Annotated in this window: 28 protein-coding genes; 15 read left to right on the top strand and 13 right to left on the bottom strand. The window is 59.7% G+C overall.

What is annotated here, in order from left to right; all coding sequences use genetic code 11:
* The first annotated feature begins 41 nt into the window (after positions 1–41).
* Positions 42–2000 carry a S9 family peptidase gene (locus ELY12_RS13040; RefSeq protein WP_126177126.1) on the top strand — a complete coding sequence of 653 codons (1959 nt, stop codon included), beginning with the start codon at positions 42–44 and terminating at the stop codon, positions 1998–2000.
* 68 nt (positions 2001–2068) lie between these two features.
* Here ELY12_RS13040 and ELY12_RS13045 read toward each other — a convergent pair whose 3' ends face one another.
* On the bottom strand, positions 2069–3202 hold the full coding sequence (locus ELY12_RS13045) for a branched-chain amino acid aminotransferase (protein WP_126177187.1): 1134 nt from the start codon (positions 3200–3202) through the stop codon (positions 2069–2071).
* A 145-nt stretch (positions 3203–3347) separates the two neighbouring features.
* Here ELY12_RS13045 and ELY12_RS13050 point away from each other — a divergent pair, with 145 nt between their 5' ends.
* Entirely contained in the window at positions 3348–3830 is a 483-nt protein-coding gene (locus ELY12_RS13050; protein WP_126177127.1) for an Lrp/AsnC family transcriptional regulator, read from the top strand.
* Positions 3831–4126: 296 nt separating this feature from the next.
* Here the strand turns inward: ELY12_RS13050 and ELY12_RS13055 are convergent, their stop codons facing one another.
* Genes ELY12_RS13055 through ELY12_RS13070 form a run of 4 tightly spaced genes read right to left on the bottom strand, consistent with a single transcriptional unit; the run spans position 4127 to position 9589 of the window.
* Entirely contained in the window at positions 4127–5584 is a 1458-nt protein-coding gene (locus ELY12_RS13055; RefSeq protein ID WP_126177128.1) for an MFS transporter, read from the bottom strand.
* 4 nt (positions 5585–5588) lie between these two features.
* Positions 5589–5894 carry a DUF4387 domain-containing protein gene (locus ELY12_RS13060; RefSeq protein ID WP_126177129.1) on the bottom strand — a complete coding sequence of 102 codons (306 nt, stop codon included), beginning with the start codon at positions 5892–5894 and terminating at the stop codon, positions 5589–5591.
* Positions 5894–7285 (bottom strand): acyclic terpene utilization AtuA family protein, encoded by a 1392-nt coding sequence (locus ELY12_RS13065; protein ID WP_126177130.1) that lies wholly within the window; start codon positions 7283–7285, stop codon positions 5894–5896. The genes ELY12_RS13060 and ELY12_RS13065 overlap by 1 nt, the downstream gene beginning before the upstream one ends.
* A 39-nt stretch (positions 7286–7324) precedes the next feature.
* On the bottom strand, positions 7325–9589 hold the full coding sequence (locus ELY12_RS13070) for a TonB-dependent receptor (RefSeq protein ID WP_126177131.1): 2265 nt from the start codon (positions 9587–9589) through the stop codon (positions 7325–7327).
* Between the two features lie 158 nt (positions 9590–9747).
* Between ELY12_RS13070 and ELY12_RS13075 the strand changes: the two genes are divergently transcribed.
* From ELY12_RS13075 to ELY12_RS13095, 5 genes are all read left to right on the top strand, one after another.
* Entirely contained in the window at positions 9748–10425 is a 678-nt protein-coding gene (locus ELY12_RS13075; protein WP_126177132.1) for a Crp/Fnr family transcriptional regulator, read from the top strand.
* Positions 10426–10570: 145 nt separating this feature from the next.
* The gene (locus ELY12_RS13080; protein WP_126177133.1) at positions 10571–11203 is read left to right on the top strand and encodes a tyrosine-type recombinase/integrase; all 633 of its coding nucleotides are present in this window, start codon (positions 10571–10573) and stop codon (positions 11201–11203) included.
* A gap of 124 nt (positions 11204–11327) precedes the next feature.
* Complete coding sequence (locus tag ELY12_RS13085; RefSeq protein WP_126177134.1) at positions 11328–11777, top strand: hypothetical protein; 450 nt, start codon at positions 11328–11330, stop codon at positions 11775–11777.
* A gap of 549 nt (positions 11778–12326) precedes the next feature.
* The gene (locus ELY12_RS13090) at positions 12327–13124 is read left to right on the top strand and encodes an SOS response-associated peptidase family protein (protein ID WP_206435827.1); all 798 of its coding nucleotides are present in this window, start codon (positions 12327–12329) and stop codon (positions 13122–13124) included.
* 54 nt (positions 13125–13178) lie between these two features.
* A complete protein-coding gene (locus tag ELY12_RS13095) occupies positions 13179–13442 on the top strand; it encodes a hypothetical protein (RefSeq protein ID WP_126177135.1) in 264 nt (87 codons plus the stop codon).
* Between the two features lie 172 nt (positions 13443–13614).
* Here ELY12_RS13095 and ELY12_RS13100 read toward each other — a convergent pair whose 3' ends face one another.
* From ELY12_RS13100 to ELY12_RS13115, 4 genes are all read right to left on the bottom strand, one after another.
* A complete protein-coding gene (locus ELY12_RS13100) occupies positions 13615–13803 on the bottom strand; it encodes a DUF6961 family protein (RefSeq protein WP_126177136.1) in 189 nt (62 codons plus the stop codon).
* A 97-nt stretch (positions 13804–13900) separates the two neighbouring features.
* On the bottom strand, positions 13901–14563 hold the full coding sequence (locus ELY12_RS13105; RefSeq protein WP_241229876.1) for a thermonuclease family protein: 663 nt from the start codon (positions 14561–14563) through the stop codon (positions 13901–13903).
* A gap of 78 nt (positions 14564–14641) precedes the next feature.
* The gene (locus tag ELY12_RS13110; RefSeq protein ID WP_126177137.1) at positions 14642–15079 is read right to left on the bottom strand and encodes a Ros/MucR family transcriptional regulator; all 438 of its coding nucleotides are present in this window, start codon (positions 15077–15079) and stop codon (positions 14642–14644) included.
* Positions 15080–15161: 82 nt separating this feature from the next.
* Positions 15162–15827, bottom strand: a complete 666-nt coding sequence (locus ELY12_RS13115; protein WP_164549511.1) for a DUF2939 domain-containing protein — start codon at positions 15825–15827, stop codon at positions 15162–15164.
* 42 nt (positions 15828–15869) lie between these two features.
* On the opposite strand from ELY12_RS13115, the gene ELY12_RS13120 reads away from it, so the two are divergent.
* The 4 genes from ELY12_RS13120 to ELY12_RS13135 all read left to right on the top strand — a co-directional run bounded on the left by ELY12_RS13120 (position 15870) and on the right by ELY12_RS13135 (position 19621).
* Positions 15870–16667 carry a hypothetical protein gene (locus ELY12_RS13120; protein ID WP_126177139.1) on the top strand — a complete coding sequence of 266 codons (798 nt, stop codon included), beginning with the start codon at positions 15870–15872 and terminating at the stop codon, positions 16665–16667.
* A 202-nt stretch (positions 16668–16869) separates the two neighbouring features.
* The gene (locus tag ELY12_RS13125) at positions 16870–17799 is read left to right on the top strand and encodes a hypothetical protein (RefSeq protein WP_126177140.1); all 930 of its coding nucleotides are present in this window, start codon (positions 16870–16872) and stop codon (positions 17797–17799) included.
* Positions 17800–17829: 30 nt separating this feature from the next.
* Positions 17830–18504: a hypothetical protein gene (locus tag ELY12_RS13130; protein WP_126177141.1), complete on the top strand. Its 675-nt coding sequence runs from the start codon at positions 17830–17832 to the stop codon at positions 18502–18504.
* A 115-nt stretch (positions 18505–18619) separates the two neighbouring features.
* Complete coding sequence (locus tag ELY12_RS13135; protein WP_126177142.1) at positions 18620–19621, top strand: hypothetical protein; 1002 nt, start codon at positions 18620–18622, stop codon at positions 19619–19621.
* A 71-nt stretch (positions 19622–19692) separates the two neighbouring features.
* Here the strand turns inward: ELY12_RS13135 and ELY12_RS13140 are convergent, their stop codons facing one another.
* A complete protein-coding gene (locus tag ELY12_RS13140) occupies positions 19693–20730 on the bottom strand; it encodes a hypothetical protein (protein ID WP_126177143.1) in 1038 nt (345 codons plus the stop codon).
* Positions 20731–20904: 174 nt separating this feature from the next.
* Here ELY12_RS13140 and ELY12_RS13145 point away from each other — a divergent pair, with 174 nt between their 5' ends.
* From ELY12_RS13145 to ELY12_RS14430, 4 genes are all read left to right on the top strand, one after another.
* Complete coding sequence (locus tag ELY12_RS13145; protein WP_126177144.1) at positions 20905–22377, top strand: N-6 DNA methylase; 1473 nt, start codon at positions 20905–20907, stop codon at positions 22375–22377.
* On the top strand, positions 22367–23290 hold the full coding sequence (locus ELY12_RS13150) for a hypothetical protein (RefSeq protein ID WP_126177145.1): 924 nt from the start codon (positions 22367–22369) through the stop codon (positions 23288–23290). The genes ELY12_RS13145 and ELY12_RS13150 overlap by 11 nt, the downstream gene beginning before the upstream one ends.
* 189 nt (positions 23291–23479) lie before the next feature.
* Complete coding sequence (locus ELY12_RS13155; RefSeq protein ID WP_241229877.1) at positions 23480–23680, top strand: DUF2188 domain-containing protein; 201 nt, start codon at positions 23480–23482, stop codon at positions 23678–23680.
* A gap of 2 nt (positions 23681–23682) precedes the next feature.
* The gene (locus ELY12_RS14430) at positions 23683–24309 is read left to right on the top strand and encodes a hypothetical protein (RefSeq protein ID WP_206435829.1); all 627 of its coding nucleotides are present in this window, start codon (positions 23683–23685) and stop codon (positions 24307–24309) included.
* 104 nt (positions 24310–24413) lie between these two features.
* Here ELY12_RS14430 and ELY12_RS13165 read toward each other — a convergent pair whose 3' ends face one another.
* Genes ELY12_RS13165 through ELY12_RS13175 form a run of 3 tightly spaced genes read right to left on the bottom strand, consistent with a single transcriptional unit; the run spans position 24414 to position 26026 of the window.
* The gene (locus tag ELY12_RS13165) at positions 24414–25136 is read right to left on the bottom strand and encodes an SDR family NAD(P)-dependent oxidoreductase (protein ID WP_126177147.1); all 723 of its coding nucleotides are present in this window, start codon (positions 25134–25136) and stop codon (positions 24414–24416) included.
* A 45-nt stretch (positions 25137–25181) separates the two neighbouring features.
* On the bottom strand, positions 25182–25676 hold the full coding sequence (locus tag ELY12_RS13170; protein ID WP_126177148.1) for a DUF427 domain-containing protein: 495 nt from the start codon (positions 25674–25676) through the stop codon (positions 25182–25184).
* Entirely contained in the window at positions 25673–26026 is a 354-nt protein-coding gene (locus ELY12_RS13175; protein ID WP_126177149.1) for a thiol-disulfide oxidoreductase DCC family protein, read from the bottom strand. The genes ELY12_RS13170 and ELY12_RS13175 overlap by 4 nt, the downstream gene beginning before the upstream one ends.
* Between the last annotated feature and the right edge of the window lies 1 nt (position 26027).

Consider the following 26027-nt stretch of genomic DNA (forward strand, 5'->3'; position numbering starts at 1 on the left):
TTCCGGCGCGGTAAGTTCTCCCGATATTCCGGGGTAGACTGATGAAAAGCGATATACGATCTGAACCACATTACAGCGAAATCAGTGCGTTCTACACCGCGCTTTACGCGCCGGGCTCAGGACATTTGCACTGGGGAGGCGATGTCTCGGCAGACATCACTGGCGAGATCATCGCTTTCGTCGGGCAGCGGTTTGAGGGCAAATTGGAAGATGCGCCGCGAAATGCCCTGTACCGCGCGGGTGCAAACGGCAAGGTGACCCCTGTCGCTGGCGGTTCGGATGCGATGCTGCCCCGGGTATCACCAGATGGCAGGCACATTGCCTGGGTAGTGCCCGGAAATGAAGGCAGCGCGGTTCGTGTGGCAGACCCCGATACGAGAGGGTTCCGCGATCACCAGGTCCCGGGCCTGATCGAAACGCTGGCGTGGTCCAGCGATTCCGTGAGGCTCCTGATGGTCGTTGCCGATTCAGGTGCTGACACCGCAGGGATTCATGGCGGGCAGACCATGCGTGCGTCATCTGATTTGCCAGACTGGCTGCCTGAACTCTCGACACCCGCGGGAAGCGGCACTTGGCGACGCGCTTGGGTGCTCGATATGAAAAATGGATCCTTCCGCCGCGCGGGGCCGGACAATATCAATATTTGGGATGCGTGCTGGGCGGGTGACCGCATCGCTGCTGTTGTCAGCGATCTGCCCGGTGAAGGCGAATGGTACCGCTCGTTCATTGTCGAGATCGACATGGAGGCCGGTTCAAAACGTATCCTCTACCGACCCATCGACCAGATCGGCCCTCTTAGTGCGTCACCAGACGGCCGGTGGCTTCTCTTCGTGGAAGCGTTCTGCAGCGACCGCGGACTTGCCTGCGGAACCCTGAAACGCCTCGACCTCAGCCAGGGCGCGGTTCATGAGGTAGACACTAACTCTGTCGAAGTGAGCCACGTTGAATGGGCGGGGAATCATGCGATTTTCGCTGGAATGCACGGTCTCTCGACCGTTGTTGGGCGCGTCAAGCAAGACGGCAGTTCGACCGTTCTCTGGCGTTCCGATCATGAGACTTGCGGAGAATGGCTCCCGTGGGCTCGATCCCACCCTGCTGGTGCCCTGATCGCAGTAGAAAGCTACGGTCTCGCTCCGCGCCTGGCGATTGCGTCGCCGGGCGCCCTCACCGTGCTGCTCGATTTTGGTGCCCCTCAGGCAGAGGTGGCAAACCGTGGCGCCGCGGTACGGCGCGTTTCCTGGCAAGCCAAGGACGGGCGCGAGATCGATGGCCTGCTCGTCGAACCTGAAGGGCTCACAGGCCGGGCCCCCATGGTCGTCGATATCCATGGCGGGCCGGTATGGGCCAGTCGCCCGCGCTGGGCAGCTCGCACTCGGGCAACCCCGGCGATGGTGGCTCGGGGCTGGAGAGTCCTCTATCCCAATCCGCGCGGCAGTTCGGGATATGGTCAGGATTTTGCGCGCGCCGTGCTTGGCGACATGGGCGGAGCCGACGCCGCCGATTTGTTGGCAGGCATCGAGGCGATGGTGACCATGGGTGTGGCCGATCCGGCGAAGATAGCCTGCACCGGATCGAGTTACGGCGGTTTCATGTCGGCGCTATTGCCAACGCTGGACCAGTGCTTCGCCGCGGCTGCGCCGATCTCGCCGGTCGTCAACTGGTTGAGTCAGCATGGGACCTCGCAGATCCCTTACTTTGACGAGATGTTCCTGGCTTCGTCCGCGTACGATGGCGCGTTGCACTTTGAACGTAGTCCGGTGATGCAGGCTCACAGAAATGTCAGTCCCACCCTCCTGTTGGCCGGCGGACTGGACCGCAACACGCCGGCTGAACAAGCCCGTGAATACTACACCGCCTTGCAGGCAAATGGGACTGATTGTGCTTTGCTTGTCTACCCTACCGAAGGCCACAGCGTGCGCGGCTGGCCAGCCTACCTCGACAGCGCCGCGCGCATCCTGTCCTGGTTCGATTTGAAATTCGGCCGATCGGGCGGGCGGTAGAGCGTTTCAGCCGGCCGCGTCCCGCGAGCACGAGAAAGGGCGTCGAACCGCTTCCTTGCAGGTAAGCACTAGACAGGCACCAGCCAGCCATGGCGGTCCGGAGAGACACCAAACTGAACGCTGGTAACGAGCTGGCGCAAGATGCTGGAAACCGGACCCGGCTTTCCGTCACCGATGGTGAAAGTGCGATTGGAACTGGCTACCTTTCCGACAGCAGTGATCGACGCCGCCGTCCCGCACGCAAACGTTTCCGTCAAAAGTCCCGTTGCCGCGTCATCGGCCCACTGTTCCATCGAATATCGCTGCTCTTGCACATGGAGCCCTTGGTCACGCAGAAGGGTAATGACGGTGTCACGCGTTATGCCGGGAAGAATGGTGCCTGAAAGCGGCGGTGTAATTACGCTGCCATCCTTGAACGCGAAGAACAAATTCATTCCGCCGAGCTCTTCGATCCACCGGTTTTCTACCGCATCGAGGAAGACGACCTGATCGTACCCTCGTTCGATCGCATTGCGCTGTGGCAGCAAACTTGCGGCATAGTTGCCACAGCATTTTGCGGCACCAGTTCCACCGGGCGCCGCACGGGTATGATTCTCGCTAACCCACAGTGAAATCGCCGAGGAGCGGGAAGAAAAATAGCTCCCGACCGGGCTCGCAATGACCAGAAACGTGTAGGCTCTCGCCGGCCGCACCCCAAGAAATGGTTCGGATGCAAACATAAAGGGGCGGATGTAGAGCGCTCCTGCGGGCGCGTCTGGAAACCAGTCGCGATCTCTCTCGACGAGCTTTCGTACTGCTTCGACGAACAGCGTCTCGGGCAACCCCGGCATTGCCAGCCGATCCGCCGAAGAATTGAACCGGCGAGCGTTGTCGAACGGACGGAATAACGCAGCCCCGCCATCCTTCTGGCGAAATGCCTTCATTCCTTCGAAGATCGATTGACCATAGTGAAGCGCAGCGGTGGCGGGGTCGAGCGACAGAGACGTGCGAGGGCCGAGGATAGCATCATGCCATCCCAAGCCCTCGGACCAGCTGATCGAAACCATATGATCAGTGAACACCGAGCCGAAGCCCGGATCGAGGAGCTGGGCTAGCCTCGCCTTGTATGGCGTCGGCGATGGGTGATTGATCACCTCAATACTTGGTTGATCGTCTGCAACTCGACGCTCCGGAAGGCTCGTATTCGCTCCTCCACTAGCCATCTTACCCGCTCCCATCACCTGTTCCACGAGGCGCGGGCGCCCTAGGCGAGCACCAGCCCCAGGTTGCTTTCTCGCTATGGACTTTAGTTGAAACGGGCCCGAAGGTGTTCCGGATTTTTCGTAAGTTTTCGAGGTATAGGGGCCAATGACAGCGGTAGCGGCCGAGGATAATTTACTGGATTTGCCAAATCGCCGAATATTGCGGCTATTGCAGCGCGATGGGCGGATTACGAACCAGCAGCTGTCGGAGCAGATCGGTCTATCGCCCGCCGCCACTCACGATCGGCTGCGTAAACTGCGCAATTCGGGGCTCATATTATCGATTGAGGCGCGGCTCGATCCAAAGCGGCTTGGGCTTGGCCTGCTTGTATTCCTGCAAGTCCAGATGGAGCGTAGCGCAGGCGATTTACTCGACGCGTTCGGTCACGGCGTGCAAGGCAAAGCCGAAATCCTCGAATGTCATATGGTAACCGGATCCTTTGATTTTCTCCTGAAGGTGCGTGTGCGTGATATGGACGACTTCAGGCAATTTCTTGGAAATCTGCTCGACGACATACCGGGAATTCGGGAAACGCACACCTATGCCGTAATGCAAGAAGTTAAGAGTATAACGGCACTAGAACTCTGAACCTGCAATTTGTGTTTATTATACCTTTGATGTGATTTGTAGACTATTTTCGCATATACGAGGAGTTGTATGCTCTCCGTGCTATATAGGGGGTGGCGCCGGCGGAAGCTGCGCTTTTCGCTACAAGCGCACCTTCGAACATCGCAACGCTTCGAAGCAGACAACCGCTTGACGGCCCAAGAGCCGCCGGTCAGCAAGGCGCCCAATGGCGGACATTGCGTGTCACGAATCAGCCTCCCAAAAGGCGACACCGCTGACCCAGCTGTTAGCGCTTTACTCACGCGTTCATTTCTAGCTCAACCGGTGGTCATGGCCTCGGCCGCGCGCAGCCGGGCGAGGTTTTCATGATGCCGCTCGCGGTCAATCCGGTAGAAGAACAACAGGCCTACCGCGATCGCCGTGAGGCCGGCCACCGCCGGGACATAAAGCAGACCCAGTCGGTGGATCATATCGCCAGCGATAGCACCGGGCTGTGCGTCGCGTGGAAAGGCGATCACTGATAACAGCCATCCTGAGACCATAACGCCGATTCCGGACACCGCCTTCGTGAAGAATTGGTCCGCCGAAAACAACAAGCCCTCAGACCGCTGGCCGGTTGTTACGGCTACGTCTTCGACGACATCGGCCAGCATGGAGTTCATCAGAACGGCGCTCATAACATAGAGCGCACCGAGCAAAAAAGCCTCAATGGCGAGTATTGCGAACAATGACTGCGTACCGTTCGCCGGCATCAAATCGAGCAGTCGGAGCGCGATGGGCAAGACGCCATTGATGAGACCCAGGCCGTAACAAAGGATCGTGCCGTCGCGCTTTCCAAACCTTTTTCCGACGAACCCGACGGCAAGGGCGCCCACCAGGGCCCCTAAGGCAGAGAGCGTCGCCAAGACTGAAAGTTGTGACTGCGAGAGCTCCCAGAAGTACAAGCCGAAATAGAGGTCCAGTCCTGCCTTGGTGCCGCCCGCGACCGATTGAAGCATCCCGACGCCAAGCATTACCAGCGCCGAGCGGTTGCTAAGGATGCCCCGGGTGTCTCGCCAAAAGCTACTGGGTCGAGTCTCGATTGCGGCAGGCCGTCGCAGAAACGGAATAAAGCGGTGAGTCGCAGCGGCCGAGACTACGATCACGAGAAACATTGTAGTTGCCATAGTTAGCGAGAACCCGAGATAACCCTCGGGGCTTGTCGCCCCTCCCGAGCCGTCGGCATTGGGGCGGAGGAAGATCTGTAGGCCTACGATTGTGACGAACAGGCCGGCGATCGTGCGAAAGAAAATTCGCAGATTTACGATCAGCGTCCGACCGTCATAATCGTCTATCAGTTCAGGGGCGAGAGCAACTGAGGGCAATTCGAACAGCGTGTCCGTAAAGCGGACGACCAGCAGGCAGGCGAATAGCCACCACAGGACCGCTGTATCGCTCCAGCCCGTGGGCGGGTTCCATAACAAGAAAAACGCCACCGAGAGTGGTAGCGCGGAGGCATACATGAAGGGATGACGCCGCCCCCAGCGCGATCTGAACCGGTCGGAAACATGCCCAACCGCCGGGTCACATATGGCATCGAAAACGAGGATGGCCGAGATGACGAACGAGACGCTGGTAGGGGATAGCCCCAAAGCCTGATTGTAGAATAACAGAAGAAAGCTGCTCAAAGCCCGCATTTTGATGCCGCTCGATGCCGCACCGAGACCGTAAAGAACCTGCGTTCCGAACCCGACATTTGGCCGGCTCCGGGCCGGAGCGCCATCTTGCTCGCTCACGTCGTTATAGCTCGATATCAAGGAGGCGCACAAATTGCTGGCCGCCGTGCATGTCGCGCTCGACTATGCCGCCCTGCGGTAAGCGACGCGGGTAAGACACCTTCAGCATGTGGAGGCGCTCGACCGGGAAGTGCTTAACCATCGACGGATCCACATCGTAAATCCCGGCGAGAGCTTGCGTGCCTAGGGCTTTGTGACTGGCATACCGCTCGAACTCCTCCCGACCTTTGAAGAAGAGGTCGACTGTGATCCAGAACGGTCCGGCGTTCTTGGAACGGATCGCTTCGCACACATCAACAAGTTTGGGCATCAGGCGGACTCCAGCTCGGCGGTCAGATCGAGCCACTCCGTGCGCACCAAATCGAGCGGGTCATCCACTTCAAGGACGTGGTTTAGGACGAACTCGTAAACTGGCCCGCGCGGGACGTAGGATGGCGAAAAGGGAAATGCGTAACTGGGCATTTCTCGATGCGCCGGCATCAGCATATGGAAGAAGTAGGGATTGCAGGCTTTGGCAATCTGCGTCGCCATGTCTTGCGTCTCCGCCGTGGCTACGAAGAGGACCCCAACTTCCCGCGGCGGCGGGCTATTTTCGACCGGAATTCCACTGACGGCGTTCCAGCCGTAGATGCGGAGCGAGATGTGGAAATCGCCAGCCGCCGGTCCGATCGTATCGTGGACCCGGCTCATTAGTGCCGCGTGCATGCGATTTTCGAAGGCATCGAGATCACGCAGCACGACCGGATCCTGGATGCCTACGAGCATGATCGTTTGGTAGCCGTGACGCGCTGCGCCTTCGAGCTTGTAGGTGTAGGGCATGGGCCTCCACACGGAGCCAGTTACCCTTACAGTCCGCGGATCGATCTGGGCATATTCCGCCTCTGACACGTCCAGGATCCCGCCGGGTTCGATAAGCCTGAACGGATCGCTGTTTTCGTAAAGCATATGGGCAGAGATGCTGTGGGTCGTTGCGCGGTTTACAGCGCTGAGCGGCTCGATCTCGAAGCTGTCCCTGCCAATCCTCAACAACACGCCTGACCCGGGCTCATCCCGCACGGTGCACACCGCTCCGCATTCGGCTGTCTTTCCAGCGTGCCAACATGCGCCGTCCCCCGCTCCTCGCATCAACGGAAACGCTGCGATAACTGCCGTGTCGGTTGTACGTCCCGCCAATACGATGTCGGCCCCCGCTTCAAGCGCCGCTATGAACGGCTCCGGGCCAAGCGCAGCAACGATGTGATCGCACTTATTGATTGTCGCGTTTTCTAAGGGACCGAGCGGCGGGAGCGGGCGCACCCTTCCTTGATCGTTCGCGCTCCGAACCTGGTCGTGCGTAAGCTCAGACCGAAGCAGGGCAACCTTGGGATCAATCCCCTGCTCGCGGACGATTTCCAAAACAATGTCGCGTACTGAGTCGAGGTTTCCGTCGCCACCAGCCTGCCCGCACGTGCCGATCAGGATAGGGATGCGCCTGGGCCAGGCAGCCTCGATTATGATCGACAAATCACGCTTGATCGCGCCTGAGTTGTACTTCGGCTTCCCCATAGCGAGGTAGGCAGCGCCACTGTCCGTGGATCCGCCGTCAGCCGCGATCACCTGGGCGCCCAACGCAATCCCGCGAGCAACTTCTTCGGCCCTAACTCCAGCTCCTAATGAGCCGGTAGGTACCAGCACGGTGACGTGCTCTTCTTTGTTTAGCATGGCCCACTAGCCTTTTTGAAATTGCCGAATGCGGAAAGATTAGAAGGCTGCTCTCACCGTAACGCCGTACTGCCGCGGCGCGCCATAAAGGACGAAGAGACCGCCCGCGCTGGCGGTCTGGTGCACCCGATATTCGACGTCAGTCAGGTTGCGGATCCATGCTTGGACCGACCAGCTGTCGTTCCGGTGATATGTGATCTGCGCATCCCACAGCGACCGCGGTCGCCGATATTCAAGGAAGTCGTTGTCGTTGTCGTCGAAGATCTCACTCTGGTAGTCGAGCGAGACCGACCCCCGCAGCCAACCCCAATCGCGTTCCGGGCTGCTAAGACCGAATTCCGCGTTAAGCGCGTGCTTCGGCGTTCGGCTCATCCGGTTTCCGACAAGGTCGCGGCGTACCGCAGTGCCATCGGCCAAGAAGGCGGAAGTCTGAGTCAGCTGGTCGAATTTGGCGTCGAGGTAAGTGTAGCGAGCATTGAAATCGAGAAACCGGGCCGGCGCGAATACCAGCTCTGTCTCAACGCCCTTGATCGTGGCGTCACCAGTGTCGATGGTAACTCGCGACGCGCCCACGCCTCCTTGCGCGTCCGGAACCGTGTTAATCGTCTGAAAGTCCGTGTACTTGGCGACGAAGCCGGCGATGTTGAGCCGCAGGCGGCGATCAAGCCAGTCTGTCTTTAATCCCGCTTCGTAGTTGATCACTTTCTCAGGTGCTGTCGACAAGCGAGCCAGGGTCGCGTTGGACGGCTGCTCGGGAAAGGCCCCCGACTTGAAACCCGTTGAAACGGAGCCGTAGGCGAACAGATTGTCGTTGAAGCGATAATCTGCCCCCGCTCTCCACGTGACTAGCCGCTGTCGCGCGACACCCGGATTCCCGACCGTCGTGTAGTTGGTGACCGGAGCGACAATCGGGCCCGTCTTGCGGGTGATCTCGTATTCCTTGCGCTCGTCCGTGTACCTTGCTCCGCCGAACAAGTTGAGGCCGAAGTCGAAATGGTACTGGAGCTCGCCGTAGGCAGCGTAGCTTCTGCTGCTCGAATCTCCGAAATATCGGTTGATGGTCGTTGGCGTCGCAGACTGTTGAGTCTCGCGCTCTCGATGAACCTTGTCATGGTTGAAGTAGAGCCCCGCGACCCACGTGATTGGCCCGGTTCCCGCCGAATTCAACCGCGTTTCCGCGGAGTAGGTGTCCGCGCGTTCTTCCTGGAAGATCTGCAGGCCAGACACGATCACCTTGTTGGCTGCGTTGGCCGCCGCCGTTGTACCATCGAGGTCTTCGCTGTTCGAAAAATCGAGTGTGCGCCACGAGGCGGTGGTCGTGAGCGTAGCGAACCCGAGCACGTCGGTGACCAATTCACCCCGCACGCCGCCGGTAACTGTGTCGGTACCGCCCAGGAAGTCGGGGTTCGCAATCCGTGGCTTTTGGAAATCGTCGTGGCCCTTCTTATCGCCTGACGGGCGATAAGGAAGGATGGCCGTGTTATAGCGCGCCGACTGAGCGATATCTTGTGATGCGATATCCGCCGAGATCAGGAAGCTCGTACCCGCGCCCACGCCGAACAACGTCTGCATGCGTGCACTTATTTTGTGTTCGTCGTCGAGCGGCTGACCCTTGGGCGTATGCCGGAAGCCGTCGTTGCTGATCGCCCCAAGTACGATGCGCGTCGCGATGGTGTCGGAAATCGGGACGTTGACCATCAGGTTGCCGTTGGTCTGGCCGTATTTGGCCAAGGTGAGTTGGGCAGTAGCCTCAAGATCGTCGACGGGCTTGTTCGTAATGAAGTTGATCGCCCCGCCGACGACATTCTTACCGAACAAAGTGCCTTGAGGGCCTTTCAAAACTTCAACGCGCTGCAGATCGTAGAAGTCGATGCCGAGCATACCGCCGCGTGCCAGGTACACCCCGTCTAGAAATGCAACCGACGAGGGGTCCGCGCCCGCTCCCTGATTTGAGCTCCCGATTCCTCGAAAGAAAGGACGGGGAGCCGCACGGGGAAAGATGTCGAAATTGACGCCGGGTGTAACCTGAAGCAGTCGGGTGACATCGTTCACTCCCTTTTGCTCGAGGTAATCGCCGGTGAAGGCGGTCACCGTGACCGGGGCATCCTGAAGGGATTCTTCGCGGCGCCGCGCTGTGACAACGATATCGTTTACACCGTTGGCATTTGCGTCTGAAGGCTCGTCAGCCGACTCGGCCGATAGATCAGCCGCAGAAGTTGCAGCGAGTGCATCCTGTGCGGCAGCATGGGCACCCCACGTCATCGCAATTGCACTTGTCGTAACGAGCATGAGCAGCTGTCGCATTCGTACCTCTCCCTTCGTGCCGTCCGCGCAAACGTTTGCGCAGCGGCGCTGTCATTCAGCGTCCGCCCTATGACCCGGGTGAGAGGGAGTGCGGTGCAACCAAGGTTGCACCCTTCGTCAGCGCAGGCTTATCAAGCGAAATGAGGTGAAAGCCGCCTATGTCCGTGATCATCACACCGCAGAACTGGATCGCCGAATTGCCCGATCCCGTTCGGACGCGCGTCGCGGAACGAATGAAATTTATCGACCTCGCCTCCGGCGAGGTGCTGAAGCAGGCCGGCGATAAACCGGACGGCATGTTTCAGGTTCAGTCAGGCTATTTGCGCCTGCTAGGCTTGCATCCGGATGGCCGCCAACACCTGATCCTCCTATACGGACCCGGTAACCCGTTCTGCGAGACTACAATGGTGTCGCGGCGCGCGTATCACGTTCATACGACATCGGCCTTGGTTGCCACCCGCGTGGGACGGGTCGACACCGAGGATTTCTGGGACTTATATTACTCGCACCCTGAAATTCCTGAAGCACTGTGCCGAAAGTTCGCTTCGAGCATCTCCTGGGCATTTCAGACGCGCGAGCTGCAAGTCACGAGCAAGCTTCGGTCCCGGATCGTCGATATGCTTGTGACCATCGCGAAACACGCGGGCCAAGAAAGGGCCAGCGGCATCACGTTCGAATTGCCGATTTCGCATACTGATATCGCTGAACACCTCGACGTAACGCGCCAGGCGGTACAACGCGAATGTTCGTTCCTAAGCCAAGCAAAGCTGATTCAGCGGTCAGGCGACCAATGGTTCATTTCCAACACGTTGGCGAAAGGCCACTCATCGACTTAGTCTTGTTCGGGTTCATGGTTGGGAAAGGCCTGTGAGCGTCGTCTTCGCAGTTGCGCCCAGTTCGAAGCTGCCAGTCCGCGAACGGCCCAGCACCTGACGGGCTGCTTGGTTTTTCCGATGGCCATTCAGGCCGCGGAGAAACGCCATGGGCTACTCACAATATGATCCGTCGATGCAGGGTCGTGCTCCTTGGAACGCCGGCAAGACCGTCGGGACCAAGCGGCCGCTGACGCAGAAGCAGATTTGGGCAATCCGGTTCTTCCTCGACCGAGAGGGTCGGCTGCGAGATCGAGCGCTGTTTGATCTGGTGATCGACAGCAAGCTGCGTGGGTGCGACCTGGTAAAGATCAAGATCGGGGACCTCGTCGCTGGCGATGAGGTCCGCACTCGAGCAATTGTGATCCAACAAAAGACGGGCCGTCCCGTCCAGTTTGAGCTCACCAGCGATGTCCGTGCCAGCTTACTCGCCTGGTTGGAGCGACGGCGTGGTTGCCTTGATGAGCATGCATTCCCCAGCCGCGTAGATCGCGCAAACTACATGAGCACCCGGCAATATGCTCGGTTGGTTGATGAGTGGGTCACAGCGATCGGACTGAGGCGCGCGGAATACGGCACGCATTCTCTGCGCCGAACCAAGGCATCCATGATCTACAAGGCCACAGGCAATCTGCGCGCCGTGCAGATCCTACTCGGACACACCAAGATCGAGAACACAGTGCGCTATCTCGGCGTCGACATCGAAGACGCACTTACCCTGGCCGAACACACCGACATCTGACTTCAGAGCGGCCATTCTGCTCAAGGAATGGCCGCTCTATGATCTGCTAGAGCACGGCTCGGATGACCGACCTTGGGTGGAACTCGGACATTGCCCATCTCCGCGCCCTGCGCCACAAAGCAGCGTGCATCCGGATGATCAGTTTACTCCCGGACGAGCGATCTTCGTTGGAGGAAGTTCCGGTGTCGCTCTCGCGACCACCGGCGTACTGTTTTTTCTGGTTCCAGCTTTTCAAAGTATGCCCTTCTTGAGCACACCATTTGAGGTTGTTCTGCTGTCGCTGGGAGCGCTCCCGGGTGTTGTGTTGGCGGGCTCTGTCTTTGCATTCCCGACTGCGGCGCTTTTGGTTGCGACGATGACATGGCTGGCCAGGCGCTGGCGACCGATGGATAACTTCGTGAGCTGGGTGATCGCGGGCGTTTTCGCATCATCGCCTGTCGCCTGGCTTTTTCACCAGATCGACTCAAGCTCGTTCGGAGTGTGGCTTGCTGTTTCGATACTCGTGATTGGTGCCGTTAGTGCTCTTGCGGCATGGTGGGCGCGCCGATCGCCGTTGGCAAACCCATATCGCTAAGATGGCGCTCGCGACTATTGGATGGATTTTGGCGGGAATATTTTGCGGGGCGCTGCCGAAGGCGACCATAGCCAGTTGCTATGTCAGAACCAGTCAACCCTTAGGGACGTAGGTCCGCCTAAAGCCGCGTGGCCCCGATACTCGACCAACCCAGGGTATTCGCCGCCATCCGAGTAGATCGCCAGTATCGCAGCCGCCACGATTTGGGCGATGTCATCTGGCGCTTCTCCTCGTTCTACCTGGAACGACCGGGGGCAGGAGCGAAGGGTAATTCGCGGCTGAGGGCCAAACACCTTACGAGGATTAGTTCGCGACCCAGGCGGATCAGAAACCCATTTCGTATCGTGTTCCGTGCCCTCTACGCACGCCACCACACACCACGTTGGGTGTTCAATTCGCCAGAAACCGCCCATTTCACCGTCGTCGCGCCAGGGGTGCGCGCCTTGCCAACGCACAGTGATATTCTGCTCGCGCGCGATCGCCGAGAAGTCGGCGGGCGGGGCTCGGAGAAATTCGAATTGCATTTGCAAGAACGAAATACGGACGGCCGTGAACGTCCGCAATGGGTCGCTTGCGGAATGGCAGCTCACGACGCTGCGGCCACAAATAGCGGCCAGTCCGCTACCGGCCCATCAGCTGACATCCATAGAGCTCCTAGGTCACCCCGCCGGAGATTTGACGACCGCCCGCGAGAACCCGACCAACAGTCAGGGCGTTCAGTGTGCCATGTGCAATGACTACGAACGCCACATAGAGTGGGCCGCGTTTGAAGCTGCGCTTGCCGAAGCGCGACTGGGCCCAATCTCGACCGCGACCCCGGAACAGCTTCTTCCCGCCTACGATGTCCGCGTCAACGACACCTCGCCCGTCCTCATCGCTGCAGGAAACGCCACGGATCTCGTGCCGATGCGCTGGGGCTTCAGTCCTCAGCGTTCCGGCGGCCCGCCGGTATTCAACTTCCGATCGGAGGGGCGCGATTTCACGAAGAGCAAACGATGCGTTATCCCGGCGTCCGCTTTCTTCGAATTCACCGGCAAAACATCGCCCAAGAGCAAATGGCGCTTCGAGCTCAAGGGTTCGCCAATTCTCGGCGTCGCCGGCCTGTGGCGAGAGGACGACGCAGGCATGGCCTTCACCATGCTTACCACATCGCCGGGCAAGGATGTCGCGCCCTATCACGATCGGCAGGTTGCGGTGCTGCCGGCACGCAACTGGGGCGACTGGCTCTATCTCGATCGGCCGGACGATACGCTGCTTCAACCCCTGAGAGCTGGCACCCTGAGCATCACCCTGGCGCGCCAAGGCAAGGACCCTATAGCGCCGGCGTTACTCCAGGCCGCGAATTAGCCTGCGATCGCAAGCAGCTTCTCGTCGGGCTCGCGGACAACTAAGGGCAACGCGATGCAGCTTGACGATCTCCTCGTGCGCTATTTTGGGGTCACGGATCTAGCCCGTTCCACGCCGGCTGGCGTCGAGGCTGGCGTTGAGAAGGCTCTGGTCGACTTCGGGCTCGAGCAGGACGGCGGGAAGCGCTTTGCCTTGTGGGCGATGCTTCACCTGCTCGGCCGGGCACCTGATCTCGATGTCGCCTTCAAGGACGAATCCGATCGGGAGGCGGCACGCAATTTCATGGATCTGCTCCCGGCTAGCGACCGCGCGCCCTGACGGTCTTCCATGCAGCTAGCGCCGCCGGCGGATCGCCCACACAAGGGTCGAGAGCGCGGTGCACAGCGTTGCGAATGCAAAAACGAGCTGGGGATCAATGAGCAGCATGGTTGGCCTTCCGAATCGTTGAAGGCGGCTATATGTTCACATAATGTTCCGTGTAGGAAAGCGATTAGTTGATCGCGCCCTTCGCCATCAGCTGATCGTATCGGTTCGCAACTGCCCGCCACATAGCGATGCCCTGCTCATCGCCCTCCATCGCCAGCCGCGTGATCTGCTCGGCGATATGGTGCGAGCCTGCGGCGCCGTGCGTCTTCTCGACCCACAGGGCCACACCCCACAGTTCCTGATCACGGGTCATCCGACGAAACTCGCGGCGAGCGAGATCAGGCTGGTCAGCATGATCACTCCCAGCACCCAGGCTTCGAGGTACAGTCTCAGTTTCCTGAGCCGCCTCATTACTTGACGATCGCGCGCCGGTAGCCCGCAGCTTGCGCCTCGGCTTCAGTGCAGAAGATCTCCTCCGCGCGCGTCGCCTCATAGTACGGCATGCCGGGCAGGTGGTAGATCCACTGCCCGCGGCGGTTGCGGTTTCCCTTGATGGCGCAGCGCCCCATCGGCCCGGGTACGGAGGCGCGCGGCGATACGATACGCTGAGGCGCCGGCCTTGCTGCTGCTTCGGCTCGCGCTTCGCTTGCGTGGCGATAGTCCTGCGGAAGCTGGAAGGATGATGACCAGATGCCCAGGCGCGCAGTCTTCGCGCGAACCTCATCAGCAACGTAGTCCTGACTGTACTCCCGCAAGGCTATCGCCCACCCATTCGCTACCATCGCGCGGTTGAGCTCGATGCCGTTAGCCTCGCACACGCCTAGCATACGGCCGTAGTTGTCGCTTCCCCGGGTGCGGCAGCGAACCGACCCGCCTTCGACAAGTGCGCGCAACTGGCGCGCAGACTCTTCGCCGCAGGCCCAGCTGGCACCATCGCGCTCACAGGTCTGCCTGTACTCGGGCGCATCAATGCCGTGCAGGCGCACCCTCAGCCCGGCGACCGACAGCGTATCGCCGTCCGCCACCTCGGCCGGGCCGGCCAGCTGCGCGAAAGCCGGTGCGCCCGGGAGCACTGCCAAGGCCGCTGCCAGAACGAGCCGAACGGTCAGCCCGCCAAGGCGTTTGCGGAAGCCACCCCTCTCACCTTCCACTCACGCTTTCTTGCGGCGGTCGCGCTTCTGACCGGGCTTGCGGCCCAGACCGATCTTCACCGCCAGATCGCGGCGTGTCTCGGCATAGTCGGCAGCAACCATCGGGTAGTCCCCGGCCAAGCCCCAGCGCTGGCGATACTCGTCGGGCGTCATGCCGTGCTCGGTCATCAGGTGGCGCTTGAGCATCTTCATCTTCTTGCCGTCTTCGAGGCAGACGAGGTGGTCGCGCTTGACCGATGAGCGCACCGAGACGGCCGGCTCGGGCCTGACTTCCTCAGCCTGCGATGGAGTACCCAGCTGGGCAAGGGCGCCATAGACGGTGCTGATCAGCGAGGGCACGCTCTCCACTGCCACGTTATTGTTGCTCACATGCGCGGCAACGATGTCTGAGGTTAGCGCGAGGAGGTCTTCGGTACTCATGATTTGATTGTCGGCCATGGGTCTCTCTTGCGATCGAGTGGAGAGTGTCTTTGACAACAGCAGGTTGAACTTGTCATCAAACTTCGCTGGCCCGCCAAGCCTACTTTGCTGGCCTAGGCGGGATCTTGATCCCAGCAAGTTTCCATCCAAGGCCATCTCGCTCGAATTGAAGTGAAGGTGCGGCTTGTCCCGCGGCGACAACCGGCTTCGCTGTGAAGCGGTCCCACCCTTTGCGCTCAACAGTCCATTCAACCGGCTTCTTGTCAGCAGAGCCACTGCTCGCGGAGGTCGTTCTGGGCTTCTGCATTTTCCCCTCCGCAATCATCGCGGCCATTCCTTCAGGAGTAACCAGGCCATCTACAATTCCGTCGATCATACCCATGGCCATCATAGCTCCGAGCTTGCCGAACGGGTTGTCGTCATCTTTGACCAACTCAGCGGCCATGGCCGCTCGCATCTGTGATTTTACGGAGCCGCGCACCTTGGGGAAATCGATGTTGTCTTCCAGCGCCTCGGCATCTCCCTCCATCGCCGCGGACTTCAGCTGGCTCATCGCATAGAGTGGTGATCCCCAGTACCAGCCGCCAACTGCGAGAAGAGCGACGACAGCCACCGCAACGAGCGCAAATTTCCTCCGCATGCCAATCCCCCTGAAATAGAACCCGGTCGAAGAGAGCACATAAAGCGCCACGGTCAAATACTTTGAGCCGGTAATCCAGCAATCACTATCGTGAGTGGTCTGGAAAATTCCCGAATAATTTGCCATGCTTGGGGCGGATATATGCCAGTGGGGCATTTCAGGGGGCTTATGAAGAAGTTGATCAGCATCGCAGCGCTTGCGCTGATGACCACGCCGGCGTCTGCCGAAGATTTCAACAATCTCGCGGTCATGAATCTCGCCAGGACGGGTTTGGGTGACGATGTCATCCTAGCGAAGATCGCGAGCCTTCCCTGTTCCTATGATGTGTCGACTGATCAGCTGATCGCGCTGAAGTCAGCAGGGGTCTCGAACGCAGTCATCGCTGCAATGGTCGATCGCTGCGTCGGCTCGGCCGCCGCCCAGGGCGCTGTGAGCAATGAGTCCAATCCCTTGGCGATGCGTCAGGCTGGCCTCTACATCGACATGGGTCAGGCCGGGGCGCACAGCCTCAAGCGGATCAGACCCACCACCGCTAGCGGTGGACGCCTTACCGGAAACGGCAGTCTCCTTTTCCCTTATAAGCTGCAGATGGGCATACCGCGTGACACCGCGCAGACGCACGCGGCCGGCAAAACTCCGACCTTCTACTTCTACTTTGAAACCGACGACCGGAACGTAGGCGATTTCGGGACCTCGGCGACGGCCGCTGCCCAGTCTCCGACCGAGTTCAGTCTCGTCCGCTTCAAGAACAAGGACGGCCAGCGCGAGCTGACAGTCGGAAAGGCCAGCGCATTCGGAGCCAAGGTCGGGATTGATCCCAAGTTGGCGATCCAGTTCTCTGTCGAGGAATTGCAGGATGGCATATTCGCGGTACGCCCACTGACTGCACTGCAACCCGGCGAGTATGGCTTTGTTCTCAGTGCAGGAAGCGACGCATATCGCATCTATGATTTCTCGGTGAGTTAAGAACATGGGAGCACGAGCCTGGATGCGATCCGTCGAACCCATTCGTTCTTGTCCGGCTCGAACGAGAAAGCGCCACAAGCAAAGCGCTACACTGCCAAATGCCCTGAAGGCGGCCGCAACCGTCGGTGCTGCGCTTTGGTCCAGTCATGCGTCCGCGGCTCTTGACTGGTGTCATCTCACAACCCTTTTCCCGTCAGAGACGATGCGCTTTGATGACACCGCACGTGCAATCGACCAGCTGGGTTGTCGGAGCCTTCCTTCCCAGAGCGCACACTTCCGAGCGTGGGCATGCAGCGACATCAAGGAAGATGACACGGTCGTCTACCTGGAGCGCCAGCAAAGCGGATACCAGCCGGGCACGATTCTGACGTTTGAAACCGACCACAAGGATCTTGAGGCGATTCATGGTTGTCCGGGCATCGAACCCTCGCCCCTGACGTTCGATCGCGAAAGCATCGGATGGACTGAGGAAGTCCTTCGCAAGTCAGATAAGTACGGCCTGTACAAGAACAGTATCGCTCTTTTTGCGCTTGCAGGCGCCAGTTATATCGCAGGTGGCACGCCGGACCGGAAGGGTGTGGCAGCCTACGTCGAGAGTAACTTCTTCGGCTATCGGCGCCCGACGATTGCCTCGACTTCGGTTGAGCTCGGTGGAAAGAATCTATTCGATACGCCCCTTCAGGGGGTTGTCGATGCTCTGGCAAGCAGGGGTGCGCAGATGCGCTCAGACGAAAGCCAGAGCGACATTTTCCGGACCGCCAAGATGTCCGCCCCTCTTGGTCTGGATGGCGTCAGCGAGATCTCTATCCAAGGGATCAGGGGGCATGTCTGGAAGGTCATATACACAATCCCCTCGCAGACATCTTACGAAGCGCTCATTTCGGCGCTCGACAGCAAGTATGGCGCGTCCGAGCGTGAGGAATCCACAAACAAGGGATGCTCCTACCGAGAGTGGGAAACCGACTCCTACGACGCCGTCGAGATCGTCGGCGAATACTGCCCCGGTGGATCGCATGTCTGGTTCACGAACATCGTCGCGGACGGCCAATTAAAGGCCTATCGCGAATATCTCGATGAGATGTCGAAGCGGAGCGATGAAAAGAAGCCCGTCATCGACCGGGATAACATCTGAATGTCTGCCCGACGCCCAAGGAGAAAGTTGATGTCTCCCATTCGTTCGCGCGCGACTGCCTGGACCTCTTTTCTGATAGGTCTGGCACTCATCAGCGCGACCTCTCCGGGATGGACGCAGACCGTAGAGTCGAGGGTGCAGACTCTCCCTGCGATCGGCCAGATGTCGACTGCGGCGCCCGGTGAAGAGCTTTACCAGTACTTCCGTTTGTCGACGACGGAGGGTGCGGTGCTGCAGGCCGACACGAAGGCTGGTGACTGGCTGCTTGAAAGGCCCGTTCCGAAGGGCACTAAACTCATCCCGGTGAGCACCTCCAAAGCTTTCAAGGCGTGCGGCTACACCGGGGCGTTCGAAGAGACCGGACCCTGTTTCATCGACGACGATGGAGATGGTACCTTCGATCGCCAGGCGAAGGATGCTTTCACGATACACCGCAAGATCAAGGTGCCAGTGCCTTACACTCGGGAGCCGATCAGCGCAGCAACGTTGGATGATTTCAAGCATGTCATCCTCTTCGCTGGTGCAACGGGTGACACCCTGCGCTTCTCCTACCGGGAGTTCATCAACGACATGGCGCGCCCCGCCTTCACCGAGGAGCTCACGGTGCCACGTGAGTCATTCCCGCAGATGATCAAACTTAAAGGCCGGACCTTCGAAATAACGAATCTGACCGGGATGGGCCTGACTTACCGGCTCGTCAGCTAGTGAGCGATCCAGATCAGTCACTACAACTCGGGGGCGATCTCATCCGGCCGGAGCCCCGGTCGGAATGCCTGCGCCCACACTTCGATGTCGCAAGGTTCGTAGTGAAGGAGAGCAAATGAAGTCCGTTGAACGCAAGGGCGAGATTTCCTCCATCGCTCGTCAATGGCAGAAATCCTTTCGAGAGGGAGCTCTGGTCATTGGAAAGATGGACGGCAAGGATGTCCTTTGGCACCAGCGCCTGGGCATCTGGGGCTGCTTTGGGAAAACACACGGCAAAGGCGGCAAACAACGCGACTGGAATGCCTTTGGTCAGCGACCAAGCGCATTCCGGCAAAACCTAATAGTTGAAATCAATCAGCCTCCCAGCGGCGTCGACACAAATCTACAAGCTGTATTCGCCCATGATCAGCAAGGTCAGCTGTGGCTGATGCACCAGGGAAGAATGAGTATTCCGAGTGCACGCGTAACCGAAACTGACTTCGCTGACGCAACTGGTATTACTCCAACACGCGTGCAATTCGGCAACGGCGAAACCGCGCTTTACCATCCGGTCACTCGGCTCAACGTTGCGCCGGCCGTCATGCAGGAGGGCATTGGCGCGTTCATCGCTCAGTGCGCCCGCGCGCGCACAGCGAAGGCAGCGGACGGAGTTCTATCGGCAAACCTCAATCAAGCGCAGGATTGGGAACGCGGCTTCAGCCCCGAGAAGACCGGCTCCTATGAAGTAAAAGCCCGGGAGGCCGTGGTTGCCGAACGACTTCATGCTGAGGTTCACCGCTCCTTGGCAGCAGAGCTAGCAAGGCGAAAAGTCCGTTTTTCGAACGACCGAGTGGGCCAGTACGGGCCGGACCTCTACACCTACGGCCAAACTGCAAAGGCGTTGTTCGAGATCAAATCCGGGTCAGCTGCAAACGATGTGTTCGCCGCGGTTGGGCAGCTTCACATTTACGACTGTCTTTTGGGTGGCGGATATCGAAAGATCTTGGTGGTCCCCAGCGGGATCGGGCAAGCTTTTCAGGGTCCACTAAAGACCTTGGGAATCGACACGATAGAGTTTGTCAGGAAGGGCCGCCGAACCATTTTCGATTTCGCTGAACTCTCCCGCTGTTTGAACTAGGCGCCAGTCAGTGACGCGAGCTCAGCGCGATTGGATCTTATGTAAAATTCGCCGGCTCATGCGACGTCGCCTCAAGCGGTCAGGCTTCGCCAGTACGTCGCAAAAAGCTCCGCGCAGGTGCCGTTGTTGGTCGATATCCAGTCGTTCTCGGCGCGCTCGTATGGTTGCGCCGTCAAGGCGTACGAGAGTTGCGACTTCACGATTTCCTCGTCGCTTGGAGACATCCCCTTGGTAGTGGCGAAAACCCGCTTGGGCTGGAACTCCTCCATGCGGCCCTCGGCGATGTTGAAGAGCTCAACGTTCTGATCGTGGAAGCCAAACCCGAGGAAGACGACCGTCTCGGCCCATTCCACGAGCGCGCCGATCTCGTTGGCACAGATGCTGGATTCAGAGAACGTGCGGATGCGCTCGGCCGCCGCGAGAATGTCGAGTTCAGCAGGAGCGTAAGGAACTCGCCCGCGCGCGCCTTCGAAAATTGAACCGAGCGATCCGTAGGGATGCAGCATCTTGACGCCAGCTATCAACTGCTCCGCCTGCGGCCGCGTAAGCCGGAAGTAGACTTCCGCGGCTCTGACCAGAAATGTCTGAAGGCAGCGATCGTAATTGAAGATCACGAAAGACACGTTGTCGAATGCGCGTACCGGCTCATCGGCTGGCACGCCGGAGAAGAGTTGGCGCGCCAGGCTGTAGTACCAAGTCGCCGCGAGGTTGGTGAGAACGAAAGGCTTATGGCCGCCGTCGAGCGGCTTCAATTTGCTGTCCCGCTCGGCGGCCTGGATGGCTCGCACTATGCCCATCTTGCCAAGTTGTACGAACTCGCGGTTCTTGCCGTGGGATTCGAGAAATGTGTCGATTGATTGAGCAAGGTCCATAGCTTCAGCAACCGACCGCGCGGAACCAATGAACGAATTTTGACCCCAATCACGTCGGTCCACGAGCTCGCGTAGGCCATGATAGATGACGGCGTCCCCTTTCGACAGCTGGTGTCCGTATTCGACGCTGAGGTTGAGTAGGGATGCGATCTTGGAGGTGAGTTCGCCCCCAAGTGGGAGCCCGGCTTCTGCACTCGCGCCGGCGCCAACGACGAAGACCGTGGGGGATTTGAACATCTCGCCGAGTTACAGCTCGTCCAGTAGAACCTCCAGTAGTCTTCAAGCCAGCTCTCCGCGGACGACTGGCGGCGATCGGAGTGCTCAACCCGGCCTTTTCGGCGCCCATTGCAACTGGGGAAGTTCTTGCTACGTTCTCGTGCCAGCAAACGGTCGATTGGGTAACAGCACGCCATGGTGCGAACCTCTCCAGAATTTTCTCAGAAGCGGTCCGGCGCCTACTTCACGCCAACCGAGGTCAGTGCTGCGCTGGTTGCTTGGACCATCCGCAAGCCGTCTGACAGAATGATTGATCCATCATGTGGCGATGGCGAGTTTCTCGCCCTCCATCGAAACAGCGTCGGCATCGAGCAAAACCCGATTTCCGCACACAAGGCGATCGAGCGAGCACCTGGCGCCCTTGTCCATGAGGGCGATTTCTTTACTTGGGCCACGGAGACGCATGAGCGATTTGAATGCGCCGCCGGCAACCCCCCTTTCATCCGCTACCAGACGTTCAAAGGGGAAACGCGCAAGAGGGCGATCGCCCTGTGCAGCGATCTTGGCGCGCACTTCACCGGTCTCGCCTCGTCATGGGCCCCGTTCCTTGTCGCGACTGCAGGACTCCTCAAACCCGGCGGACGCATGGCGTTCGTTGTGCCAGCAGAGATCGGTCACGCTCCTTATGCGGCGCCCTTGCTCGAATACCTCGTGGCTTCCTTCGCCAAGGTGCAGGTCATTGCGGTCCGCAAGAAGCTTTTCCCGAGCCTGTCAGAGGATTGCTGGCTCCTTTATACCGACGGCTTCGGAGGGTCTGCTACCGCGATCGATTTCACGGTCATCGATCAGTTTGCGCCCGCGCAAATTCCGCCTGCGCCAACGCTACACATTGACCTAGGCGAGTGGCGCGCCGTCTGGAACCAGCGTTTACGTCCGTACCTCCTGCCAGCGTCGGTCCGGCAGCTCTATGCGCAAGCAGTCGCCGATCCTTACACGCACCGGCTCGCGGATTTCGCAAAGGTTGGGATTGGCTACATCACCGGCGATAATTCGTTCTTTCACTTGCGGCCGTCCGAAGCCCGTCGCCTGGGAATCCCCGACGCATATCTGCAGCCCGCGATACGCAACGGGCGTGCAATGCCCGAGCACCAGATTACGAAAGCCACGGTCGAGGCGTGGAAGCGCAACGACGACCCAGTGCTCTTGCTTCGGTTACGGCAGGGCCAACACCTACCCAAATCGATCCGGGATTACCTGAGCAGCAGCGCCGGGCGCGAAGCCAGTCAGGGTTACAAGTGCCGCAACAGGGCACCGTGGTATGCCGTGCCTGACGTGCAGATACCCGACTACGTCATGAGCTATATGTCCGGCCGGCAGGTCAACCTAGTCCGCAACGCGGCAAAGGTCTCATGCACGAACAGCGTACACTCCATCCGGGTCAAGGACGCTGCCTTGGCGAAGAGACTTCTGCCGGAATGGTCATCCCCCTTTGTCCGACTGAGCTGCGAGCTTGAGGGGCACGCCTTAGGCGGTGGCATGCTGAAGCTCGAACCCCGCGAGGCGGGTCGGGTAATGTTCCCTGCTGCTTCGGTGGCGGCTGAAGCAAAGGCGGCCGACATCGAGGGCGCGATCAGCACTCTCCAACGCTGGCGCCACTATGCCGACTGATCTCGACGCCAAGACTTGTCAGTGGACTAATCAGACTGAGGCACTTGCTGCTTTCGGGGAGTTCACCGGGCAGACCCAGAGCGCAAAGCACATCAAGCCGCTGCATTGGTACGTCGCATGCCGTCTGGTCATCGAAGGTGGGTTCAACCCGAACGATATCGTCCCGAGGCCACCGTTTCGGGTTCAGGCGCGCTCCGGCAAGGCTCCTTTGCTTCATTACGCGCCAGAGCTTGCGTTGGGCGGCGAGCGCACCGTTCTTGGCGGCCTCAAAACCAAGAACGTGGACGTCGTGGTCACGCGGGAGGGCATTGGGCCAGTCCTCGCCGTCTCCTGTAAAGGAGTCACCGGCGCGTTCCGCAATCTGACGAACAGGATGGAAGAGACGATTGGAGAGTGCACAAACCTCCACATCACCTATCCCGCGCTGGTCCTCGGCTATCTCGTTCTTCTTCGGGCCAACCGACTGGTCGAAGCGCCTCTCGAAGACGCGAAGCTCGTAGCGGATGTACTTGATGCAGCGGCCGAAGGCACTCGAACGCTAGCCGCCAACGACATCGCGATTGAAGTGGGCGGCGAGCCGGTAAAATCGATTATTCGATTCCACAACGCTCTCCGCGAGCTCGTCGGCCGCCGAGGAATCCGCGAGGATGTCAGTCGTTATGAGGCCATCGGTTTCGGGTTGGTGGAGATGGAAGGCCCCAATCGTAGCGGGCTCTTCAGTTCCTACCCTGGCGAGGACAGCCCCCTCTTGCTCAGCGGCTTCTTCGACACGCTATACGCGAGGTACGACGAGAGGTTTGTCGTGAGCGCCCCGGATTTATCTGCGGTCACGCGTAGGCTTGAATGGGATCCTGCATCTCCAGGTCTACAGGTCGATGGCCTGGATTTCGTTCCAAGAACTGCTGAAGAGTAACCTTGGACCTTTGAGCGGGTCGTGCCGGCAAAGGTTGGGCCGATAGCGGGACGTCCGAATGTGGACATACTGAGCGTAAAGCGGGCCACTCACCACGGCTTCCCCGGGTCCCCCTAGCGCTATGTCCCTCCCGTTGCTAATTGAGGTGCGGAGGTCAACGTCATGGCAAAGAAGGGTCAGCACGTCGTTATGAGCCCATCTGGCGGATGGGCGGTCAAGAAGGCGGGCTCATCCAAGGCGACCAGCACTCACGTTACGCAAGCTGATGCGGTCAAAGCGGCGACAAAGATCGCCCAGAATCAGAAAACCGAAGTTTACATCCACGGCCGTGACGGCCGGATTAGGGAGCGAAACTCCTTCGGGAACGACCCGCATCCGCCGAAGGGCTGAGCTTGCCGCCGCCGTTTGAGCGATCAGTCTTCGTCAACTGCCCCTTTGATGAGGACTTTGCGCCAGTCTTGCAGGCGGTCGCGTTCTGCATCGTATATCTCGGCTTGTTTCCTAGGCTTGCTCCGGAGAACGCCGACAACGCTGCCGCGCGCCTCGACCGGATTGCTGACCTCATTCGCGGCTCCCAGTATGGCATTCATGATCTGAGCCGCTGTAAATCGGCACAGGCGGACGAGTACGCCCGCATGAACATGCCCTTTGAACTCGGTCTAGATCACGCATGTCGTCGATTTGGACAAGCTCCGCAAACGGACAAGCGGATCCTGATCCTTGAGCACACCCGCTACGATTATCAGCGGGCCCTTTCCGACATCTCTGGCTGGGACATCCAGGCGCACGGCGGTGACCACGAAAAGGCAGTCCGGCATGTACGCAGCTGGCTCATCGCTCAGGCCGGCGTTCCCGCCGTCGGAGCGGCCCTTATTCAAGGCAAGTATATCGCGTTCCAAGAGTGGTATTGGGAACGGGAACTGGCCGCTGGCTCCTCCGAAGAAGATATCCGCGAATACCCTACCGGTGAGCTAATACGAGCGATGCACGAATGGAAGGACGCGGGGGAACCTGTTTGAGCATGTTTGGGCCGGTTGCAGACAGTCCGCTCTCAGCAAATCGACGTTCGAAAGCTGCCGTTCGCTTCCGGCCCATTACGGAGATGCGCAACGGCAGCCTGCTCTCAGGGCGCGATTGCCTCGCCGTTCCAAGCGAGGACTGAGCCCGACACATCTACACTTAGATTCTCGACAACGGAAAGAAGGTGGCTGGCGCTCATCTCGGGCGCAAACAGCTGACTTGAAGGAACGGGTCTGTGAAAGGGACGGGACAAAGGCGTATCCACGGTGCCGGGATGCAGCCCGACTGCGATGGCTCTTGGATGCGTTCTTCCAAGTTCGATCGCCAAGTTGGCGATAATCATGTTGAGTGCAGCTTTAGACGCGCGGTAGCTGTGCCACCCCCCAAGCCGGTTGTCGCCGATCGATCCAACCCGCGCAGACAGGGCCGCGAACACACTTCTCCGTTCCCGTGGAAGGCCAGCGATCATGTGCTTGGCGATTAGCGCCGGACCGAGCGCGTTGATCCTGAAAGCGTCCAACATCCCTTCCGAAGTGATCGCGGCAAACTGCTTCTCTGGCTGGTGCCGCGCGCTATGAAGCATGCCTGTCGTGACGAGAACGAGATCGATCGATCCATCGCCGATAACGGACTTTGCCGCCGCTTCGATCGACGATTCCTCACGCAAGTCGAAAGCAAACGGACGGACGACGTCCCCCTCGGTGGTGACCGCCCGTCGGCTTCCGGCGTAAACAGCCGCGTAATTGCCGGACGAGACCAACGCGTCGATCAGCGCAGCGCCGATCCCTCCGGAGGCCCCCCAGACGACGGCGCGGCGCCCTGTCACACTGCCAGCCCAGGCCGGCGCATTGCTGCGATAACCGTCGCGCGCCTACCACGAAGCACTGCCAGGAACGCCCTTGAACGGGCCCGCCACCTTGCTGGTGATCCAGCCGCCATAGAACCCTCCGGGCTGGGGGACGACTGTTTCGCCGTCGACGCTGCAGCGATCGAAGGCCTCGGCGTAGAACGCGACTTGGTCTCGCAAGATTTGGAACGCGCTCGAAGGCGCGGGATAGCTCCAGCCGACACGGCGCAGGACCGTCTCGCCCATGACCACGTCCCAATAGACGGCAACGCCCTTCCACTCGCAAAAGGAATTCCCAAGCGCGCGGACAAGGACGCCCGGAGCGATGTCCTTCAACGGAATGTAGTAGCTCGGTGGATGGCTCGTCTCGAGGGTGCGAATGCTGGAGCGGGTGTCCGCAACGACCTTCCCGCCATGTTCGATCAGAATGTGTACGCCTGACGGCTCGGCTCGCGCCGGGCGCGGAAACACCCACACGCTTTCCTGACCCGGGCCTGCCGCGTGGGGTATCGGTCTCATTGTTCCATTCGCGTGGCTATGCGCTGTAGGCGGGGCCTGATGCGCAGGAAGGTTAGGTACAGCTTTTCAAGAGCGGCCAGTATCATTGGGTTGCGCGCGACAAGGCCAAGTGGACGCAAGACGGGGATGGTCCGCCACACTGCCGCAAAGGCAGCGGCGCCCGACAGCATCTGTCCATCTTGCAGAGCGTGAAACCGGCCCAGCAGCTTCCGACGGTCCACAGAGCAGTGCGCGACGGGAGCTGAAGCCGCGTCGATGAACCTGATCCTCCCACGCCGATCGAGCTTACGCATCAGTCGGACCTCGCGCCGGCACAATGGGCACGACCCGTCCCACCACACGGTCAGCATG

The sequence above is a fragment of the Tsuneonella rigui genome (assembly GCF_003958625.1).
GTDB lineage: Bacteria > Pseudomonadota > Alphaproteobacteria > Sphingomonadales > Sphingomonadaceae > Tsuneonella > Tsuneonella rigui.

Bases quoted from the DNA above. Each gene is read 5' to 3' on its own strand.
- ELY12_RS13145 (WP_126177144.1), top strand. From the start codon at position 20,905: ATGGTGCGAACCTCTCCAGAATTTTCTCAGAAGCGGTCCGGCGCCTAC.
- ELY12_RS13175 (WP_126177149.1), bottom strand. From the start codon at position 26,026: ATGCTGACCGTGTGGTGGGACGGGTCGTGCCCATTGTGCCGGCGCGAG.
- ELY12_RS13155 (WP_241229877.1), top strand. From the start codon at position 23,480: ATGAGCCCATCTGGCGGATGGGCGGTCAAGAAGGCGGGCTCATCCAAG.
- ELY12_RS13080 (WP_126177133.1), top strand. From the start codon at position 10,571: ATGGGCTACTCACAATATGATCCGTCGATGCAGGGTCGTGCTCCTTGG.
- ELY12_RS13150 (WP_126177145.1), top strand. From the start codon at position 22,367: ATGCCGACTGATCTCGACGCCAAGACTTGTCAGTGGACTAATCAGACT.
- ELY12_RS13110 (WP_126177137.1), bottom strand. From the start codon at position 15,079: ATGGCCGACAATCAAATCATGAGTACCGAAGACCTCCTCGCGCTAACC.
- ELY12_RS13115 (WP_164549511.1), bottom strand. From the start codon at position 15,827: ATGGCAAATTATTCGGGAATTTTCCAGACCACTCACGATAGTGATTGC.
- ELY12_RS13135 (WP_126177142.1), top strand. From the start codon at position 18,620: ATGAAGTCCGTTGAACGCAAGGGCGAGATTTCCTCCATCGCTCGTCAA.
- ELY12_RS13120 (WP_126177139.1), top strand. From the start codon at position 15,870: ATGAAGAAGTTGATCAGCATCGCAGCGCTTGCGCTGATGACCACGCCG.
- ELY12_RS13100 (WP_126177136.1), bottom strand. From the start codon at position 13,803: ATGACCCGTGATCAGGAACTGTGGGGTGTGGCCCTGTGGGTCGAGAAG.
- ELY12_RS13140 (WP_126177143.1), bottom strand. From the start codon at position 20,730: ATGTTCAAATCCCCCACGGTCTTCGTCGTTGGCGCCGGCGCGAGTGCA.
- ELY12_RS13060 (WP_126177129.1), bottom strand. From the start codon at position 5,894: ATGCCCAAACTTGTTGATGTGTGCGAAGCGATCCGTTCCAAGAACGCC.
- ELY12_RS13075 (WP_126177132.1), top strand. From the start codon at position 9,748: ATGTCCGTGATCATCACACCGCAGAACTGGATCGCCGAATTGCCCGAT.
- ELY12_RS13130 (WP_126177141.1), top strand. From the start codon at position 17,830: ATGTCTCCCATTCGTTCGCGCGCGACTGCCTGGACCTCTTTTCTGATA.
- ELY12_RS13050 (WP_126177127.1), top strand. From the start codon at position 3,348: ATGACAGCGGTAGCGGCCGAGGATAATTTACTGGATTTGCCAAATCGC.
- ELY12_RS13040 (WP_126177126.1), top strand. From the start codon at position 42: ATGAAAAGCGATATACGATCTGAACCACATTACAGCGAAATCAGTGCG.
- ELY12_RS13125 (WP_126177140.1), top strand. From the start codon at position 16,870: ATGCGCTTTGATGACACCGCACGTGCAATCGACCAGCTGGGTTGTCGG.
- ELY12_RS13065 (WP_126177130.1), bottom strand. From the start codon at position 7,285: ATGCTAAACAAAGAAGAGCACGTCACCGTGCTGGTACCTACCGGCTCA.
- ELY12_RS13045 (WP_126177187.1), bottom strand. From the start codon at position 3,202: ATGGCTAGTGGAGGAGCGAATACGAGCCTTCCGGAGCGTCGAGTTGCA.
- ELY12_RS13170 (WP_126177148.1), bottom strand. From the start codon at position 25,676: ATGAGACCGATACCCCACGCGGCAGGCCCGGGTCAGGAAAGCGTGTGG.
- ELY12_RS13095 (WP_126177135.1), top strand. From the start codon at position 13,179: ATGCAGCTTGACGATCTCCTCGTGCGCTATTTTGGGGTCACGGATCTA.
- ELY12_RS13070 (WP_126177131.1), bottom strand. From the start codon at position 9,589: ATGCGACAGCTGCTCATGCTCGTTACGACAAGTGCAATTGCGATGACG.